The sequence below is a fragment of the Lysinibacillus sp. GW247-5R2A genome (assembly GCF_059424475.1).
On record NZ_JBWKZL010000001.1, the window covers coordinates 543,777 to 558,278 of the forward strand.

19 protein-coding genes are annotated in these 14,502 nt (G+C 37.9%); all 19 read right to left on the bottom strand.

Going from position 1 to position 14,502, the window contains the following annotated elements; translation table 11 throughout:
* Nucleotides 1–23 precede the first annotated feature (23 nt).
* Entirely contained in the window at nucleotides 24–1,112 is a 1,089-nt protein-coding gene (gene flhB, locus AC07YC_RS02670) for a flagellar biosynthesis protein FlhB (protein WP_036123995.1), read from the bottom strand.
* Between the two features lies 1 nt (nucleotide 1,113).
* Nucleotides 1,114–1,887: a flagellar biosynthetic protein FliR gene (fliR, locus tag AC07YC_RS02675; RefSeq protein ID WP_008180748.1), complete on the bottom strand. Its 774-nt coding sequence runs from the start codon at nucleotides 1,885–1,887 to the stop codon at nucleotides 1,114–1,116.
* Between the two features lie 4 nt (nucleotides 1,888–1,891).
* Nucleotides 1,892–2,161, bottom strand: coding sequence for a flagellar biosynthesis protein FliQ (gene fliQ / locus AC07YC_RS02680; protein WP_008180750.1), 270 nt, complete (start codon nucleotides 2,159–2,161; stop codon nucleotides 1,892–1,894).
* A gap of 13 nt (nucleotides 2,162–2,174) precedes the next feature.
* Nucleotides 2,175–2,840: a flagellar type III secretion system pore protein FliP gene (fliP, locus tag AC07YC_RS02685; protein WP_008180752.1), complete on the bottom strand. Its 666-nt coding sequence runs from the start codon at nucleotides 2,838–2,840 to the stop codon at nucleotides 2,175–2,177.
* Nucleotides 2,837–3,511: a flagellar biosynthetic protein FliO gene (locus tag AC07YC_RS02690; RefSeq protein WP_494918308.1), complete on the bottom strand. Its 675-nt coding sequence runs from the start codon at nucleotides 3,509–3,511 to the stop codon at nucleotides 2,837–2,839. The genes fliP and AC07YC_RS02690 overlap by 4 nt, the downstream gene beginning before the upstream one ends.
* A 10-nt stretch (nucleotides 3,512–3,521) precedes the next feature.
* Nucleotides 3,522–3,884, bottom strand: coding sequence for a response regulator (locus AC07YC_RS02695; protein WP_008180756.1), 363 nt, complete (start codon nucleotides 3,882–3,884; stop codon nucleotides 3,522–3,524).
* Nucleotides 3,885–3,905: 21 nt separating this feature from the next.
* Complete coding sequence (gene fliY / locus AC07YC_RS02700; RefSeq protein ID WP_008180757.1) at nucleotides 3,906–5,129, bottom strand: flagellar motor switch phosphatase FliY; 1,224 nt, start codon at nucleotides 5,127–5,129, stop codon at nucleotides 3,906–3,908.
* Nucleotides 5,122–6,117, bottom strand: a complete 996-nt coding sequence (gene fliM / locus AC07YC_RS02705) for a flagellar motor switch protein FliM (RefSeq protein ID WP_036123990.1) — start codon at nucleotides 6,115–6,117, stop codon at nucleotides 5,122–5,124. Before fliM ends, fliY begins: the two co-directional genes overlap by 8 nt.
* 31 nt (nucleotides 6,118–6,148) lie before the next feature.
* Entirely contained in the window at nucleotides 6,149–6,577 is a 429-nt protein-coding gene (gene fliL, locus AC07YC_RS02710) for a flagellar basal body-associated protein FliL (protein ID WP_008180761.1), read from the bottom strand.
* Entirely contained in the window at nucleotides 6,567–6,788 is a 222-nt protein-coding gene (locus tag AC07YC_RS02715) for a flagellar FlbD family protein (RefSeq protein WP_008180764.1), read from the bottom strand. Before AC07YC_RS02715 ends, fliL begins: the two co-directional genes overlap by 11 nt.
* 101 nt (nucleotides 6,789–6,889) lie before the next feature.
* The gene (locus AC07YC_RS02720) at nucleotides 6,890–7,858 is read right to left on the bottom strand and encodes a flagellar hook-basal body complex protein (RefSeq protein WP_494918309.1); all 969 of its coding nucleotides are present in this window, start codon (nucleotides 7,856–7,858) and stop codon (nucleotides 6,890–6,892) included.
* A gap of 86 nt (nucleotides 7,859–7,944) precedes the next feature.
* Nucleotides 7,945–8,313, bottom strand: coding sequence for a TIGR02530 family flagellar biosynthesis protein (locus AC07YC_RS02725; RefSeq protein WP_025113938.1), 369 nt, complete (start codon nucleotides 8,311–8,313; stop codon nucleotides 7,945–7,947).
* Nucleotides 8,314–8,328: 15 nt separating this feature from the next.
* Nucleotides 8,329–9,009, bottom strand: coding sequence for a flagellar hook assembly protein FlgD (flgD, locus tag AC07YC_RS02730; protein WP_036226426.1), 681 nt, complete (start codon nucleotides 9,007–9,009; stop codon nucleotides 8,329–8,331).
* A gap of 3 nt (nucleotides 9,010–9,012) precedes the next feature.
* Nucleotides 9,013–10,275, bottom strand: a complete 1,263-nt coding sequence (locus AC07YC_RS02735; RefSeq protein WP_336634346.1) for a flagellar hook-length control protein FliK — start codon at nucleotides 10,273–10,275, stop codon at nucleotides 9,013–9,015.
* Between the two features lie 24 nt (nucleotides 10,276–10,299).
* Nucleotides 10,300–10,908: a MotE family protein gene (locus tag AC07YC_RS02740; protein ID WP_008180774.1), complete on the bottom strand. Its 609-nt coding sequence runs from the start codon at nucleotides 10,906–10,908 to the stop codon at nucleotides 10,300–10,302.
* A 4-nt stretch (nucleotides 10,909–10,912) separates the two neighbouring features.
* Complete coding sequence (fliJ, locus tag AC07YC_RS02745; protein ID WP_008180776.1) at nucleotides 10,913–11,362, bottom strand: flagellar export protein FliJ; 450 nt, start codon at nucleotides 11,360–11,362, stop codon at nucleotides 10,913–10,915.
* Nucleotides 11,363–12,688, bottom strand: a complete 1,326-nt coding sequence (gene fliI / locus AC07YC_RS02750) for a flagellar protein export ATPase FliI (RefSeq protein WP_008180778.1) — start codon at nucleotides 12,686–12,688, stop codon at nucleotides 11,363–11,365.
* 5 nt (nucleotides 12,689–12,693) lie between these two features.
* Nucleotides 12,694–13,485: a flagellar assembly protein FliH gene (fliH, locus tag AC07YC_RS02755; protein WP_494918310.1), complete on the bottom strand. Its 792-nt coding sequence runs from the start codon at nucleotides 13,483–13,485 to the stop codon at nucleotides 12,694–12,696.
* Nucleotides 13,478–14,491, bottom strand: a complete 1,014-nt coding sequence (gene fliG / locus AC07YC_RS02760; RefSeq protein ID WP_008180783.1) for a flagellar motor switch protein FliG — start codon at nucleotides 14,489–14,491, stop codon at nucleotides 13,478–13,480. The genes fliH and fliG overlap by 8 nt, the downstream gene beginning before the upstream one ends.
* Nucleotides 14,492–14,502 lie beyond the last annotated feature (11 nt).

Here is a 14,502-nt window from a genome sequence, read left to right on the forward strand (position 1 = left end):
TGTGTCCCTCCTACTAAAAAGCTTTAAATTTTACGTTTAATACGGTAAACATAAGCGAGTATTTCTGCTACTGCTTTGAAAAATTCTTCTGGTACGGGATCACCAATTTCAACTTGATCATACATGGCGCGAGCTAAAGGTCTATTTTCCACCATAATGACGTCATGCTCTTTGGCAATCAGCTTTATTTTTTGAGCGATAAAGTCTGTACCCTTTGCAATTACGCGAGGTGCATCCATATTTTCCTCGTCATATTTGAGCGCAATCGCATAGTGAGTAGGGTTGGTAATTACCACATCTGCACTTGGAATCTCTGACATCATACGACGCATCGCCATTTCGCGCTGACGTTGTTTGATTTTCGATTTAATGAGCGGGTCACCCTCACTATTTTTATATTCATCTTTAATATCTTGCTTAGACATTTTAAGATTTTTTTCATAATCAAATTTTTGATACATCCAATCCAAAATGGATACACAAAGTAAAACTAAAGATGCCGCTATGCCCATAATGCCGACTAGCTTTCCGACAGTAATGAGCGTCATCCATGGACTTTTAAACGATAAAGCTAATACTTCTGGCAAGTTAGTCCAGATAATAATTGTCGTTACACTACCAATAAAGCCAATCTTTAACACCGATTTCAGCAACTCAACAATTGCCTTAACCGAAAAAATCCTTTTCAACCCTTTGATAGGGTCCATCTTTTTCAAATCAAACTTCATTGGCTCCAAAGTAAATAAAAAGCCAAACTGCAAAAAGTTACCTGCAAGTGCTCCAACAACAGCTATCGCCATAATCGGTACAATAATGAAAGCCATTTGTATTAATGTTTCTATAAATAAGTGCATCACACTATCAATCGTTAGTGTTTCAATGCGTATGTTATGGATAAAGGTTTGTCTAAAAAACGCTAATAGCTCATCCCGTAAAGAACCTGCAAAGAAAATTAAGAAGATAAAGACCATCAGCATAACGATGGCACTAGTTACATCTTGACTCTTAATAACTTGTCCCTTTTTTCGAGCATCTTGACGTTTCTTTGGCGTCGCCTTCTCAGTCTTTTCACCAGAAAAAAACTGGATATCTAAATTCAGTAGTAGTTTCATATTATCCACCACCTAAAATGGCCATTAAATCACGCATGCCGTAAATCATAATAGTGATTAACTTTTGAATGACTTGAATCATTACAGCCATCATTGTAAATAACACTAAAAAACTAACGGCTATTTTAATAGGAAAACCAACAACAAATATATTTAATTGTGGTACTGTTTTCGCAGTTATTCCTAAAGCTAAATCGACTAAAAATAAGGTAGCCACAACAGGTGCAGCCATCTGAAATGCAATAGCAAAAACAGCTGTAAATGTTGTGATGATAAATTGGGGAAAGCCCTCATTTGTAAAACTAGGGAATTGATCCATAGGCAAAAACTGATAACTATAGTAAATTCCATCAAGAATCATATGATGGCCATTAATTGCTAACAATAAAAGGAATGCTAACATATTAAAAAACTGACCGATTAATGGACTTTGAGCTCCTGTTTGCGGATCAATAATATTGGCAATGGCAAAACCCATTTGAAAATCAATAAAGCTCCCTGCAATTTGAATGGCAGACATGATTATATAACCTACTAGACCGAGTAACAGCCCAACAAGTGCTTCTTTCATCACTAATAATATGTATTCATCATTGAATGCAAATGGCTCAACATCAATTGTATAATACATCATCCAAGCTAAAACCAGTGCGAGAGTAATTTTGACTTGTGGTGGTATGGTTCTATAGGAAAAAAAAGGAACCGTAACAAAAAATGCTGAAACACGCACAAGCACCAATAAGAAAACCGTTAAATGCGGAATTAATTCATTCATGGACTCACCCTATATAACGTGTTAAATTCTCAAAAATGTCTCTCGCATAGCTAGTAACTTGAGATAACATCCATGGGCCAAAGAACACAATGGCCACAAAGACGGCGATAATTTTCGGTACAAATGCCAAAGTTTGCTCTTGAATCGAAGTGGTAGCTTGAAAAATACTTACAGCCAAACCAGTGATTAAAGCTACTAATAATAACGGACCGCTTGTTAGAAGGATAATCATAATGGCACGTTCTGCAACGGAAATAACCAATTCACCTGTCATACTGTATCATCCCCTAAAAACTTTGTAGTAGCGATTTCATGACGAGATACCAGCCATCGACCAAAACAAACAATAAGATTTTGAATGGCAATGAAATCATTACTGGCGGTAACATCATCATCCCCATCGACATTAATGTACTTGCAACAATCATATCGATCACTAGGAATGGAATAAAAATCATAAAACCTATTTGAAATGCTGTTTTAATTTCACTTAAAGCAAATGCTGGCACAAGCATTGTCAGTGGGATTTCTTCCACTGATGCTGGTTTTTCTGCTTGATTGTACGATAAAAACAAGTCCAGATCTTTTTGTCTTGTATGCTTACTCATAAATTCTTTAAATGGCAAGCTTGCCCGATCATAAGCTTCATCTAAACCAATTTCTTCAGAAAATAGTGGCTGCAAAGCCTCTTTATTGACCTCTTGAAAGGTTGGGGCCATGATAAAGAACGTTAAAAATAAGGCTAAACCAACAATCACCTGATTAGGTGGCATTTGTTGTGTAGCCAGTGCCGTACGCACAAAGGATAAAACAATGACAATTCGAGCAAAGGATGTCATTAAAATTAAAATACTTGGTGCCAGTGATAAAACGGTTAATAGTAGTAAGAGCTTAACGGATGTTGAGACGTTGGTTGGATCGCTATTGGAAAAAATATTGACTAAATCATTCATTTATCATCCTTCTCCTTTTGCTTCCATCGCTCAATCTCTTCACTGCGCTCCTGTTTAATTTCGGATATCTTTTTTTCAAAGAGTTTGCCAAATGTCTCTTGCATTTGTTCATTTTGCAAATTCACTCTATCTTTTTTCTTAAACTTAGAAAATACTTCTGCGATATACGGTGATGTTGCTGCAAGTTCTTGCCTTTCGTTATAAAGTGCTAACAGTGCTTCTATTTCTTCAGGATCAGTAATTTCACGTAATAGCTGAACGTCTTCACCGACACCCACTAAATACATGGTTTTACCTACTTGTAAAAGCTGTACTGATTTTTGTGCACCTAACGATAAACCGCCTAAATTTTGTATCAGTTGATTACGTTGAAAGTTTAAATTTCGTTTATTTAAAAACTTCATTAAACCATAAAACAAAGCTACAACAAAAATAAGCGCTAAAACCATTTTTATGTATTCCCATGCAGATATATCTCCAGCTGCTGATACACTTGGTTCTTGTTTAGCAGCTGGATCGGTAGTATCTCCATAACAACCTTCTGGGTCTTTAATGCAATCTGTCACACTATTCGTATCAGAGTCTGCATAAACCGAAGTTGGTGTCGGGTACAAAAACAGGAAGGATACAAGAAATGCAAAAATCATCGTGAAACGAAATGATTTTAACATTTTCATGCAATCATCCTAGCGCTTTTTGGATCGCTTCAATTACTCGATCTGCTTGGAAAGGCTTAACAATAAAGTCTTTCGCACCAGCTTGAATTGCATCGATTACCATTGCTTGTTGTCCCATTGCTGAACACATGATTACAGTTGCACTTGGATCTGACCCCTTAATTGCTTTTAGAGCCGCAATACCATCCATTTCCGGCATTGTGATATCCATTGTTACTAAATCTGGTTTTAATTCATTGTACTTTTCAACAGCCTGTAATCCATCTGCCGCTTCTCCAACAACCTCAAATCCATTTTTCGACAAAATATCCTTGATCATCATACGCATAAATGCAGCGTCGTCTACAATCAAAATTCTTTTAGACATGGTTAACTCCTCCAATTGAAACTATCTTAAATTATTTAAACGCTCTGCTTGACTTAAAACATCTGTAATACGTACACCAAAGTTTTCATCAATAACAACGACTTCACCTTTAGCGATTAGACGACTATTAACTAGTATATCAACAGGCTCACCTGCTAATTTATCTAACTCAATAATCGAACCGCTTGATAGTTCTAAAATCTCTTTAACAGAACGTTTCGTACGTCCTAACTCTACAGTAACTTGCAATGGAATATCAAGTAGCATATTTAAATTTCTAGCTTCAGATTGAGAGATTACATTTGAATCAAAGCTAGCAAATTGTGCTTGTTGAACATTCACTGGCTGTGCAGGTCTCGCTGGTTGCGCAAACTGCTGTGGTTCCTGATAAACCGGTTGCTGCATAGTTGCTTCCGGCTGCTGATAAACAGGCTGTGCAGGCGGTGGCATAACAGGCGCTTGTTGTTGAACAGGTGGTGCTGCAATTGGCGGTGCCTCAGGGGCAATCGTTGCAGCCACAGGTTCTTCTATTGATTCAGTTTCACCTAATAGAGATTTTACGATGTTTTGACTAAATTTAAGCGGTAATAATTGCATTAAATTCGAATCAATTAAATTACCAATTCTTAATCTAAAAGATACTTTGACTAGTAAATCATCTTCAGGGATATTTTCTCGACCTTCATTTTGAGAAATATTCATTAAATCAATTGTCGGCGGCGAAATATCTACTTTTTTGTTGAATACTGTCGACATAGACGTAGCTGCTGAGCCCATCATTTGATTCATGGCCTCTTGAACAGCACTTAATTGAATTTCTCCTAAGTCAGGTTTCGGATTTAATCCATCGCCACCTAACATAAGGTCTGCAATAATTGCTGCATCCGATTGTTTAATAACAAGTAAATTCATACCTGTTAAGCCAATCGTATATTCCACTTGTACTGCTACATAAGGATGTGGAAACTCCTCTTCTAATTTATTTCGATTAATCATTGATATACTTGGGGTAGTAATATCTACTTTTTGTCCTAATAATGCTGAAAGTGCAGTGGCAGAGCTACCAAAGGAAATATTGCCTACCTCACCTAGTGCATCTTGTGCAAACGAATCAAGGTAATCCTCTACTCGTATATCATTTGTTTCATCAATTGAAGAAGCTTCAGTGCCGCTGTTTTTATCTTCCAACGTCTCGCCCCTTAATAGCGCTTCAATTTCTTCTTGGGAGAGCATTTCATCACTCATCTTCGTCTCCTCCTTTCAAAGGGTCGATAATCTGGATTGCTAATTTTTTGCCTTGCTTACCTGGTTGAACAGTGAATTTTGGTAATGTTCCTACCTTTAATAGAAGTGGATCATTAATTTTTTGCTCTAACTGTATAACATCACCAATTTGCATTGTAAGGAAATCCTCGATCGTGATATCCGTTAGCCCTAATTCAACCGAAAGCGGTAATTTTGCTTGTTTTACGCGTGTTTCAAGCATTTTTGTTTGCTCTGGAGACATTTCTTTCGTATTTGTTTGCATCCAATAGCGAACAGAAAGATTGGGAACAATCGGCTCCAATACAACATGCGGAATACAAATATTGATCATACCGCTTGTTTCACCAATGATCGTATTTAATGAAATGACAACCACTGTTTCATTAGGTGAGATCATTTGTAAAAATTGTGGATTAACTTCAAGTTCCACTAAAATCGGATCAATTTCCGCTACATTTTCCCACGCCTCGCGTAAATTGTCGAATGAGCGTTCAAAAAGGTTTGTCATAATTTTTGTTTCAATTTCTGTTAGATTATCTACATTACTATGACTCGCCCCACTACCGCCCATTAAACGATCTAGCATGGAATAGGCAATGTTCGGATTTATTTCCATCAATATATTACCATCTAATGGTGGCACTTCAAACACATTAATGAGCGTCATATTCGGAATCGAACGAACGAACTCTTCAAATGGTATTTGGTCTACTGATGCAACCGTAATTTGCACATAGCTTCTAAGCTGTGCAGAGAAAAAGGTTGTCAATAGTCGTGCAAAATTTTCGTGTATTCGGGTCAAACTTCGGATTTGATCTTTTGAGAATCGAAGCGCTCGTTTAAAGTCATAAACTTTAACCTTACGTCCCTCATCCTCCTTTTTTATGTCATCTGCTGACATTTCCCCAGTCGATATAGCGGAAAGCAGCGCATCTATCTCGGATTGAGATAACACATCTCCTGCCATTTGCCCACCTCCATTTCAAGCAGTTTCTATTTTATTGAGTGATGAAGGAGGTAAAATATACTTCCTGGACTTCTCCCTCTTGCATCAATTCATTTACTCTAGTTTTTAATGATTTTTGGAAAATTTGCTTCCCTTGCTTACCTTCTAAATCTTTTTGCTCCATTTCAGAAAGCTCTTGTATAGCAATGTTTTGCACTTGGAAAACACGCTTTGTTAATTCTGCAGCAGCATCTTTGCTTGTCGTTTGAACTTTTAATGACAAGCGTACCACTCTTTTATCTGCAAGATTCGTTGTGATTTCCGGAATCTCCACTGTTGCCTCTACAATTTCATCAATGGTTGGTTCAATAGCTCCTGTCGGTTTATTAAATTGTGTAAGCAATACAAACAAGATAACCCCGATCAGTATGACTGCTACTAGCAAAATAATAATCATTGTTAACATTTTATTATTCTTCATCTTTTTCACCTCGTAGATGCGGGTTGGATAGTATTTGTATATTGTTATAAAAGGCAGTTACCTTTTGTCGCACCTCATCTTCACTCTCTAAAACAATTAATTTTGTTCCAGTTGTTAAAGTAATCGTCGTATCTGGAAATGATTCGACTGTTTCTATGTATAAAGCATTTAATGTAAATGCTTTGCCATTAAGACGTGTTAGTTCAATCATTGAATTAGGGCCGGGTCTAGCATGAGAGCCGGCCCGACCCTCCCTCATATGAAAATATGTTTGTTAAAACGTCCGTTATGAATGAAAGGACTATTCAATCATTAACGCTTTAAGTTTACTAGCTCTTGTAACACTTCATCTGATGTTGTAATAATACGAGTATTCGCTTGGAAACCACGTTGAGCAACAATCATCTCTGTAAACTCTTCTGATAAGTCAACATTCGACATTTCTACAGCTCCAGGCACTACTTTCCCCATCCCTGCTACAGTTGCTACTTGTGCATATGCAGCACCAGAGTTCGCTGTTTGTTGATAGTAGTTTCCACCATTTTTAGCAAGGCCACCAGCATTCGGGAATTTAGCCATAACTAGCTGTCCAGCCCATTTGCGTTCACCGTTTAGGTCTACATATTCAACCGTACCATTAGGTCCAATGCTAATCTCTTTAGCAGTCGTAGGGATACGAATTGGACCTACAGTTCCATCATCAGGTGTTAGTACACCATCCTCATCAAATAAGTTTGCGCCTTCATCCCCTGAAGCAATTGGTGCATCCTCAGGATTGATACCATCATCATCCGCTTCCATTACGATATCCTCACCAGCAGAAACACCTACTAAATATTTACCGTCAGCATTCACTAAATAGCCATTGCTATCCATATAGAAAACACCATTACGAGTAAATAGAGTATTGTTGAAGCCCTCTTCGTCGATGAAACCACTATCTGGATCAGGAGCACCATTTGCATCCGCTACCATGAAAAAGCCATCACCCTCAATTGCTAAGTCAAGACCACGTCCTGTACTTTGTAAGGAACCGCCTCCATGAATCGTATCAATGGCAGCTAATTGTGTACCCAACCCAACTTGTTGTGGATTCACACCACCTCGTGTTGCTGTTGCTGCAGATGCACCGGCTTGTGTTTGAGACATTAAATCTTTAAAAAGAACACGTCCTTTTTTAAAGCCAACAGTATTAACATTTGCAATATTGTTACCAATAACATCTAGCTTTGTTTGGAAATTTTTAAGACCTGAAATACCTGAATACATAGAACGTAACATAAGTTTTCGTTCTCCCTTCATTTTTTATTTGTGTGCTTCTATCAATCAGCATCACGAAGGCTTCCTTTCATAAGAAGGTCCAGCCTTTAAAGCACGATTGTGCCATCAATATTTGTAAATAATTGTTGTTTTGCTTCCGTGCGATCCATTGCTGTAATGACAGTAGCGTTTTTAGCACTGACAATTAAAGCTGCTTGATCCATCAAGACTAATGGCTGTTTAACACCTTTTGAGTGAGCTTCAAATACCTTATCCGAGACAACCTGCCATTCTTGTTCAGAGATGTCAATTTTACGCTCCATAATACGTTCATGCGCATGTTTGCTCACCTTCAGCTCTTGCTTTGATGCTTCCTGTAAATGGGCTTTAAAGGATTGCTGTGAATGAATGGGCGTAGGTTGAGTTGCACGAATAGATGGATGCAAGGGTACACGATGAATTGAAAATTTATCCATCACTTTTCCCCACCTTTATTCGCTAATAACTGTAAAATCTTTATCCGTAAGTTTTTTATCATTGTCTAATACGTAGTAAATAACGCCATCTTTATTGGAAACAGAGACGATTCTCCCTTGTAATTCCTGCTCGCCATCTTGATATGTAACTTTTTTACCTATCAATTTGCTCGCCTGAACAAGTGGCGTTTCTGGCACAGGATTATTTCCATTTGTTCCAGAGCCAAGGATTCCAGAAATATTACCAGGCGTTATTTCTTTTCCATCTGCTAATTTGAAGACAACACTACCATCTACAAATTTCAAGGATTCGATCACACCTGATCCTTCATTGACAACTGGATCTCCTTTTTCATCTGTTTTATCTGTAATTTCATGCCATTTGACTTCTTTACCAACAAAGGTTGCATAATTCATCATTTGTGTTTGTTGCTGTGATGCTAATAAGGATTCTACTGCCTTTGTCATGTTCTGCATTTGTTCTAAAGAAGAAAACTGTGCCATTTGAGAAATGAATTCTCGGTCATTCATAGGATTTGTTGGGTCCTGATGCTGTAATTGGGTAATTAACAGTTGAAGAAAGGCATCTTTACCAAGTTCACTATTCCCAGTTTGTTTGGTTGGTTTTCTATAATTAGAATAGTAAAGATCGTCCGTTATGGATGTATTGGTTGCTTTAGATGTTGCATCCGCCATCAATTACACCTCCTCGTTTAATAAATAGTCACTAAATGACATCTCTTCATCGTCATTCTCAGTTTTTTGTTGCTGTTCTTCATCCTGTTGTTGTCTAAAGAAATTATTAAAGAAGTTTTGATCACGTTGCTGGCGATCTGCATCCTGTAATGATTGGGCAATATCAAGACGGTCTACTTGAATGTTCTGCTGCACAAACGCCTGCTTTAGCTGATGTGCTTGACTATCAAGCATTTCACGTCCATGAGCTGTAGAAGCTAGTAGACGAGCTGTCAGTACACCATCATTTTGCACAAGCTCTATACGAATTGTTCCTAAATTTTCTGGATACAACTTAATCGTTAATCGTGTAATCCCCTGTGCATTAGAAATTTGAGCTCTATTGATAATGGCTTGCATTTCTTTTAATAAAGCCTCTGACTGAGCAGGTTTAGCAGTCGGTAATGTTACTTGGAACGTATCCGGTTTGGTTTGCACAGTTTGTGGTGTTACCATTTCATTAGAACTTGTCTCACTTTGCTTCGTCATTTGGACTTGCTGGAAGCCTTGTAATGACAATGTTCCTGTAGATTTGGTTGTTGTTACTTGTATTGTTTCTACTTGGGTTTGTAAGGTCGTTAAAAGACTTTTAACGGTTGTTAACAGATTTTCTTGTGGAGCTGTTAAGTCCGATTTTTGTCCTACTAATTGTGCTAGCTTTAACACTTGAAGTAATTGCGTTGCTTCTTTTGGTGTTACTTGACCTTCACCTTGTAATGCAGCACCTATTTGCGCTTGAAGTATTGGCGCTTGGGCATCTACTAAGGATAATAGCTCCCAAACATCACTAGCCTCTTTTTCTTCTCCTAATAGCTGCTGGACTATTTTTTGCAGCTGTTCATCATCAATACCTAATGCATTTAATATATTGTCCAGATCCAGCATTTCGTCCATAGACACTGCTTTACCGTCCTCTCCCAGTTGAAGGATTAACAAACCATCATCGTGGGGGATTCCTAATAAATCGAGTACCTCTTCCAATGAATCAGCATTTAAAACCTGCTGTAAATCAGCTAGCTCATTATTTGGCGTAGTTTGAGCAGATTGATTGGTTTGAGTTGAGGAAGATAGGACTTGTCCAAAAACAGAGCCGAATTTCGATAAATTATCCTGCTTCGAAGTTCCGTTGATCTTCCCATCAGTACTACTTGCTGCTGTTGTTGGCTTAGCTGCCGCATTTTTAGTCGGTACTGATTGCGTGATCATTTTCATCATCGCTATATCCACTATTTTCACCTCCTTTCATGAACTCTATTGTTTAGCCATGAGCTCCGTATATTTTGCTGCATCTTTAGCATCCATTTTCTCTAAAATTGCTGCTAGTTTATCAGGTTTTAAATTAGTTAAAATGCGCAATGCTTCTGTATCACTCATATTGATTAATACAGGTGCTGCAGATTTCGGAGACATTTTATCGAAAGTCGATAGAATATCGTTGAAATCGCGCTTCACATCATCTTGCTGTCGATTTAATTTTTCAATTTCAAATTGAAGCTGCTCTTTTTCTATCGTGAGCTTCTCTTTTTCAGTTGTTGTTGTATCTAACTTTTTTTGCAGCTGTGTAATTTCTGCTTCTTTTTCTTGAATCTCTGCCTGTAAATTAACTATTTTCGAGTCATTGTTTACGACAGCATCTTTTGCTTGCTGTTCTTCTGACGGAACAAAAGGTAAACTGCCAATTGCCTTTTTACCTAAGTCAAAAACATTTGTATTCATTAATGTTGCCACAACAAGTAAAACTGCTACGACAAACATAAGTGGTAGTACGATCCAAGTAAAAAACTTTAGAAAGCCTCCCGTTTTTTTCTTAGGCGGCTGTTCTACTAATTCCGCTTTCAATCGATTGTCTTTTCTCACCATGAAATCACCTGATTTCTCTCTTGTTATACGTTAATAATGAAATTTCATCTAAAAAAAGGCTTTCTATACGATCCTGCTCTTGTTGGAAAAGCTTAAAATCCTTTTCTCTCATTTTTTCAAATTTACGTACTTCCAAGTTTTTTTCTAATAATTTATCTTCGTGCCAATTCATTTTTGCACGAGCTTGTATCACTTTCTGCTGAACATCTGCAATTGTTTTTTCCAGACTATCAATAAAACGTGCGTAGTGATGAATTTCATCAATAGATGAACCAACCGTCAAACGATCCTGCTGGAAGGCAATTAAATCTTCCTTCTTTTTAAGCAAGTCATATAACTTCGTAGCCACTTCCTCAAAAGATCGGACAGATTCTTTATAGGCCATTTCAGTTTCGTTTTTTTCTTGCTCACGAATTGTTAATACTTTTTCAAAACGATATACATAGCTGACCATCTAGTTCACACCACCGTTCGATAAGGATATTAGCTCATTTACACTTTCTTCCAAGGTCACTTTGTCCAAATAGCCCTGTTTAAGATAAGTAGTAATAAGCGGTTCATAATGAATAGCTTCATCAATTTCTCTAGACGTCCCTCGTTTATAAGCACCTATATTGATTAAATCCTCAGATTTGTCGTATGTATAATAAAGTTCTCTTAATCGTTCTGCAGCTTTTTTATGCTCTGGCTCTGCTACATGATTCATTAAACGACTAACACTTTTTAAGACGTTTATAGCAGGGTATTGTCCTTTATTAGCTAAATTTCGATCAAGCACAATATGACCATCCAATATCCCTCGCACTGTATCAGCGATTGGTTCATTCATATCATCACCATCTACCAAGACCGTATAAAATGCAGTGATAGAGCCCTTTTCGTTAGTACCTGTACGTTCTAATAATTTAGGTAAAATCGCAAATACAGATGGTGTATACCCCTTCTGTGCTGGTGGTTCACCTGTAGCAAGTCCAATTTCACGTTGAGCCATGGCAACACGTGTTACAGAGTCCATCATCAACATGACATTTAAACCACGATTTCTAAAATACTCGGCAATTGCTGTTGCAGTAAACGCCCCTTTTATCCTCATTAATGCTGGTTGGTCAGAAGTAGCAGCCACAACAATAGAGCGACTTAGACCTTCAGGACCCAAATCACGTTCAATAAATTCACGAACCTCACGCCCACGCTCTCCGATTAGCGCAATTACATTCAAATCTGCCTGCGTATTTCTCGCAATCATTCCAAGAAGCGTACTTTTTCCGACCCCTGAACCAGCGAATATCCCGACCCGTTGGCCATTACCAACCGTTAACATTCCATCGATAGCTTTAACGCCGACCTCAAGTCTTTCATTAATTGGCGGACGTGTTAGTGGATTTGGCGGATCTTGCTCTGTCGGTACCGTCATTAGTCCTTTTGGTAATAAGGTGCCATCAATAGGATTTCCCATTGAATCCAACACTTTTCCTATTAGCTCTGGGCCCACTTTTACTTCCAGTGGAGCCCCCGTCCCTTCAACAAGACAGCCAATAGATATTTCTCTTAAAGAAGTGAAAGGCATTAAAACAACAATTTCATCTTTAAAACCCACCACTTCAGCCAAAATGATTTGGTGACCATTGTTTACAGTTTCCACATGAATTTTACAAACATCACCTATGGAACTATCTGGACCTTGCGACTCAATCATCAAGCCGACAACTCTAGTGACTCTACCAAACTTTTTAAAAGTTGGCATATGAGGAATATGTTCGATTAATTGAGCCGTCTTCATCTAGATCATTCCCTACTTTCTAATATTTCATGAAGCTTTAATCTTAGTTCGTTCAATTGCTCATCGATGCTCACTACTATACGTCCATGATTTGTTTCGATATAGCAATCTGTTTCATTGTTCAAATCTTCATTAACAAAAATCATAAATGGTACGTCAACCGGGAACATTTCCGCTAATTCATCACGATTAGCAGTAATTAAAGCGTGATAGGTTGGCGACACATAAATTTTAATTTCTTTCATCTCTCTAGCTTCTTTTAAGCCTCTACGAACAATCGACACAAATAGATCGGGATCACGTTCTAAAGATGTGCCAATTATTCGTTCTGCTGTCGTTAGACCAAGCTCTAGCACCACAGCTTCTTGATCATCAATATATTTTCTTGCGTTTTCTTTTGCTTGATTAATGACTTCATTCGCAGTTTGAAGTGACTCGGCCATTGCTTCAGTGGATTTGTTCACACCGTCTTCATAGCCTTGTCCAAAGCCTTCATCATAGGCTTCTTGAACTCGATTCGGTCTTTCTTCTTCCCAACTTAACTTCAAATGCTCAATCTCTTGATAGTGCATGTGCTTTTCTTGCTCAAATGCTTCACGTTCTGCTTGTAAAGAAGCTCTAGCCTCTGCAAGCAAACGATCTCGCTCAGCCATTATTTCTTCTATTGATAATTGCTGTTGGGATGAAGCATCATCACCATCTTCCAAATCAAATCCTTCAAACATATCGCGAATTTGTATCTGTTTTACATTATCGCTATCGGATTGAGTGTAAATTGAACGGATGATTCTAGACAATGACGTCATCTCCTCCACCACGTGCAATAATGATTTCTCCAGCATCCTCTAGGCGACGAATAACAGCAACAATTCGAGATTGGGCCTCCTCTACGTCACGTAAACGTACAGGTCCCATAATTTCCATTTCTTCTTTAAATGTTTCAGCCATACGTTGAGACATATTGCGGAAAATAATATCTTTTACTTCTTCGCTTGACACTTTCATTGAAAGCAGTAAGTCTTCGTTTTCACAATCACGAATAACACGTTGAATGGAACGATTGTCGAGTGTAACGATATCTTCGAATACAAACATGCGTTTTTTGATTTCTTCTGCAAGCTCTGGATCTTGAATTTCGAGTGCATCAAGGATCGTTTTCTCAGTTTGTCGATCAACACCATTCAGTACTTCAACGACTGCATCAATACCACCAGTTTCAGTGTAATCTTGGGTAACGGTAGATGATAATTTACGCTCTAACACCGATTCAATTTCACTAATTACTTCTGGTGAAGTCGATTCCATAACAGCTATACGTTTGGCAATGTCAGCCTGTACTTCCTGTGGTAATGAAGATAAAATCACTCCCGCTTGCCCTGCTTCTAAATAAGAAAGAATGAGGGCAATTGTTTGTGGATGTTCATTTTGAATAAAGTTAAAAATTTGTGCCGGATCAGCTCTCCGTGCAAAATCAAACGGTCGCACTTGTAACGAAGATGTCAGACGATTAATAATCGTCTGAGCTTGTTCTACACCAAGCGCTTTTTCTAATACTGTTTTCGCATAACCAATACCACCTTGCGTGATATAGTCTTGAGCTAGCGCAATATTATGAAATTCTTCTATAATCTCTTCCTTGACGTTTGATTCTACTTTTTTAACACTTGAAATTTCTAATGTTAAACGTTCGATTTCTTCCTCTGTTAAATGTTTATAGACTGAAGCTGAAACTTCAGGTCCTAATGAAATTAACAAGAGAGCGGCCTTTTGTTTTCCGGTTAATTCCTTATCTTTCTTGGACACAGCCGAACCTC

Coding starts and splice junctions, on each gene's coding strand:
- fliL (WP_008180761.1), bottom strand. CDS start 6,577: ATGAAGAATAATAAAATGTTAACAATGATTATTATTTTGCTAGTAGCA.
- fliM (WP_036123990.1), bottom strand. CDS start 6,117: ATGGCAGGAGATGTGTTATCTCAATCCGAGATAGATGCGCTGCTTTCC.
- fliI (WP_008180778.1), bottom strand. CDS start 12,688: ATGAAGACGGCTCAATTAATCGAACATATTCCTCATATGCCAACTTTT.
- fliR (WP_008180748.1), bottom strand. CDS start 1,887: ATGAATGAATTAATTCCGCATTTAACGGTTTTCTTATTGGTGCTTGTG.
- AC07YC_RS02740 (WP_008180774.1), bottom strand. CDS start 10,908: ATGGTGAGAAAAGACAATCGATTGAAAGCGGAATTAGTAGAACAGCCG.
- fliY (WP_008180757.1), bottom strand. CDS start 5,129: ATGAGTGATGAAATGCTCTCCCAAGAAGAAATTGAAGCGCTATTAAGG.
- AC07YC_RS02720 (WP_494918309.1), bottom strand. CDS start 7,858: ATGTTACGTTCTATGTATTCAGGTATTTCAGGTCTTAAAAATTTCCAA.
- AC07YC_RS02690 (WP_494918308.1), bottom strand. CDS start 3,511: ATGTTAAAATCATTTCGTTTCACGATGATTTTTGCATTTCTTGTATCC.
- fliP (WP_008180752.1), bottom strand. CDS start 2,840: ATGAATGATTTAGTCAATATTTTTTCCAATAGCGATCCAACCAACGTC.
- flhB (WP_036123995.1), bottom strand. CDS start 1,112: ATGAAACTACTACTGAATTTAGATATCCAGTTTTTTTCTGGTGAAAAG.
- AC07YC_RS02695 (WP_008180756.1), bottom strand. CDS start 3,884: ATGTCTAAAAGAATTTTGATTGTAGACGACGCTGCATTTATGCGTATG.
- AC07YC_RS02725 (WP_025113938.1), bottom strand. CDS start 8,313: ATGGATAAATTTTCAATTCATCGTGTACCCTTGCATCCATCTATTCGT.
- fliJ (WP_008180776.1), bottom strand. CDS start 11,362: ATGGTCAGCTATGTATATCGTTTTGAAAAAGTATTAACAATTCGTGAG.
- AC07YC_RS02715 (WP_008180764.1), bottom strand. CDS start 6,788: ATGATTGAACTAACACGTCTTAATGGCAAAGCATTTACATTAAATGCT.
- flgD (WP_036226426.1), bottom strand. CDS start 9,009: ATGGCGGATGCAACATCTAAAGCAACCAATACATCCATAACGGACGAT.
- fliQ (WP_008180750.1), bottom strand. CDS start 2,161: ATGACAGGTGAATTGGTTATTTCCGTTGCAGAACGTGCCATTATGATT.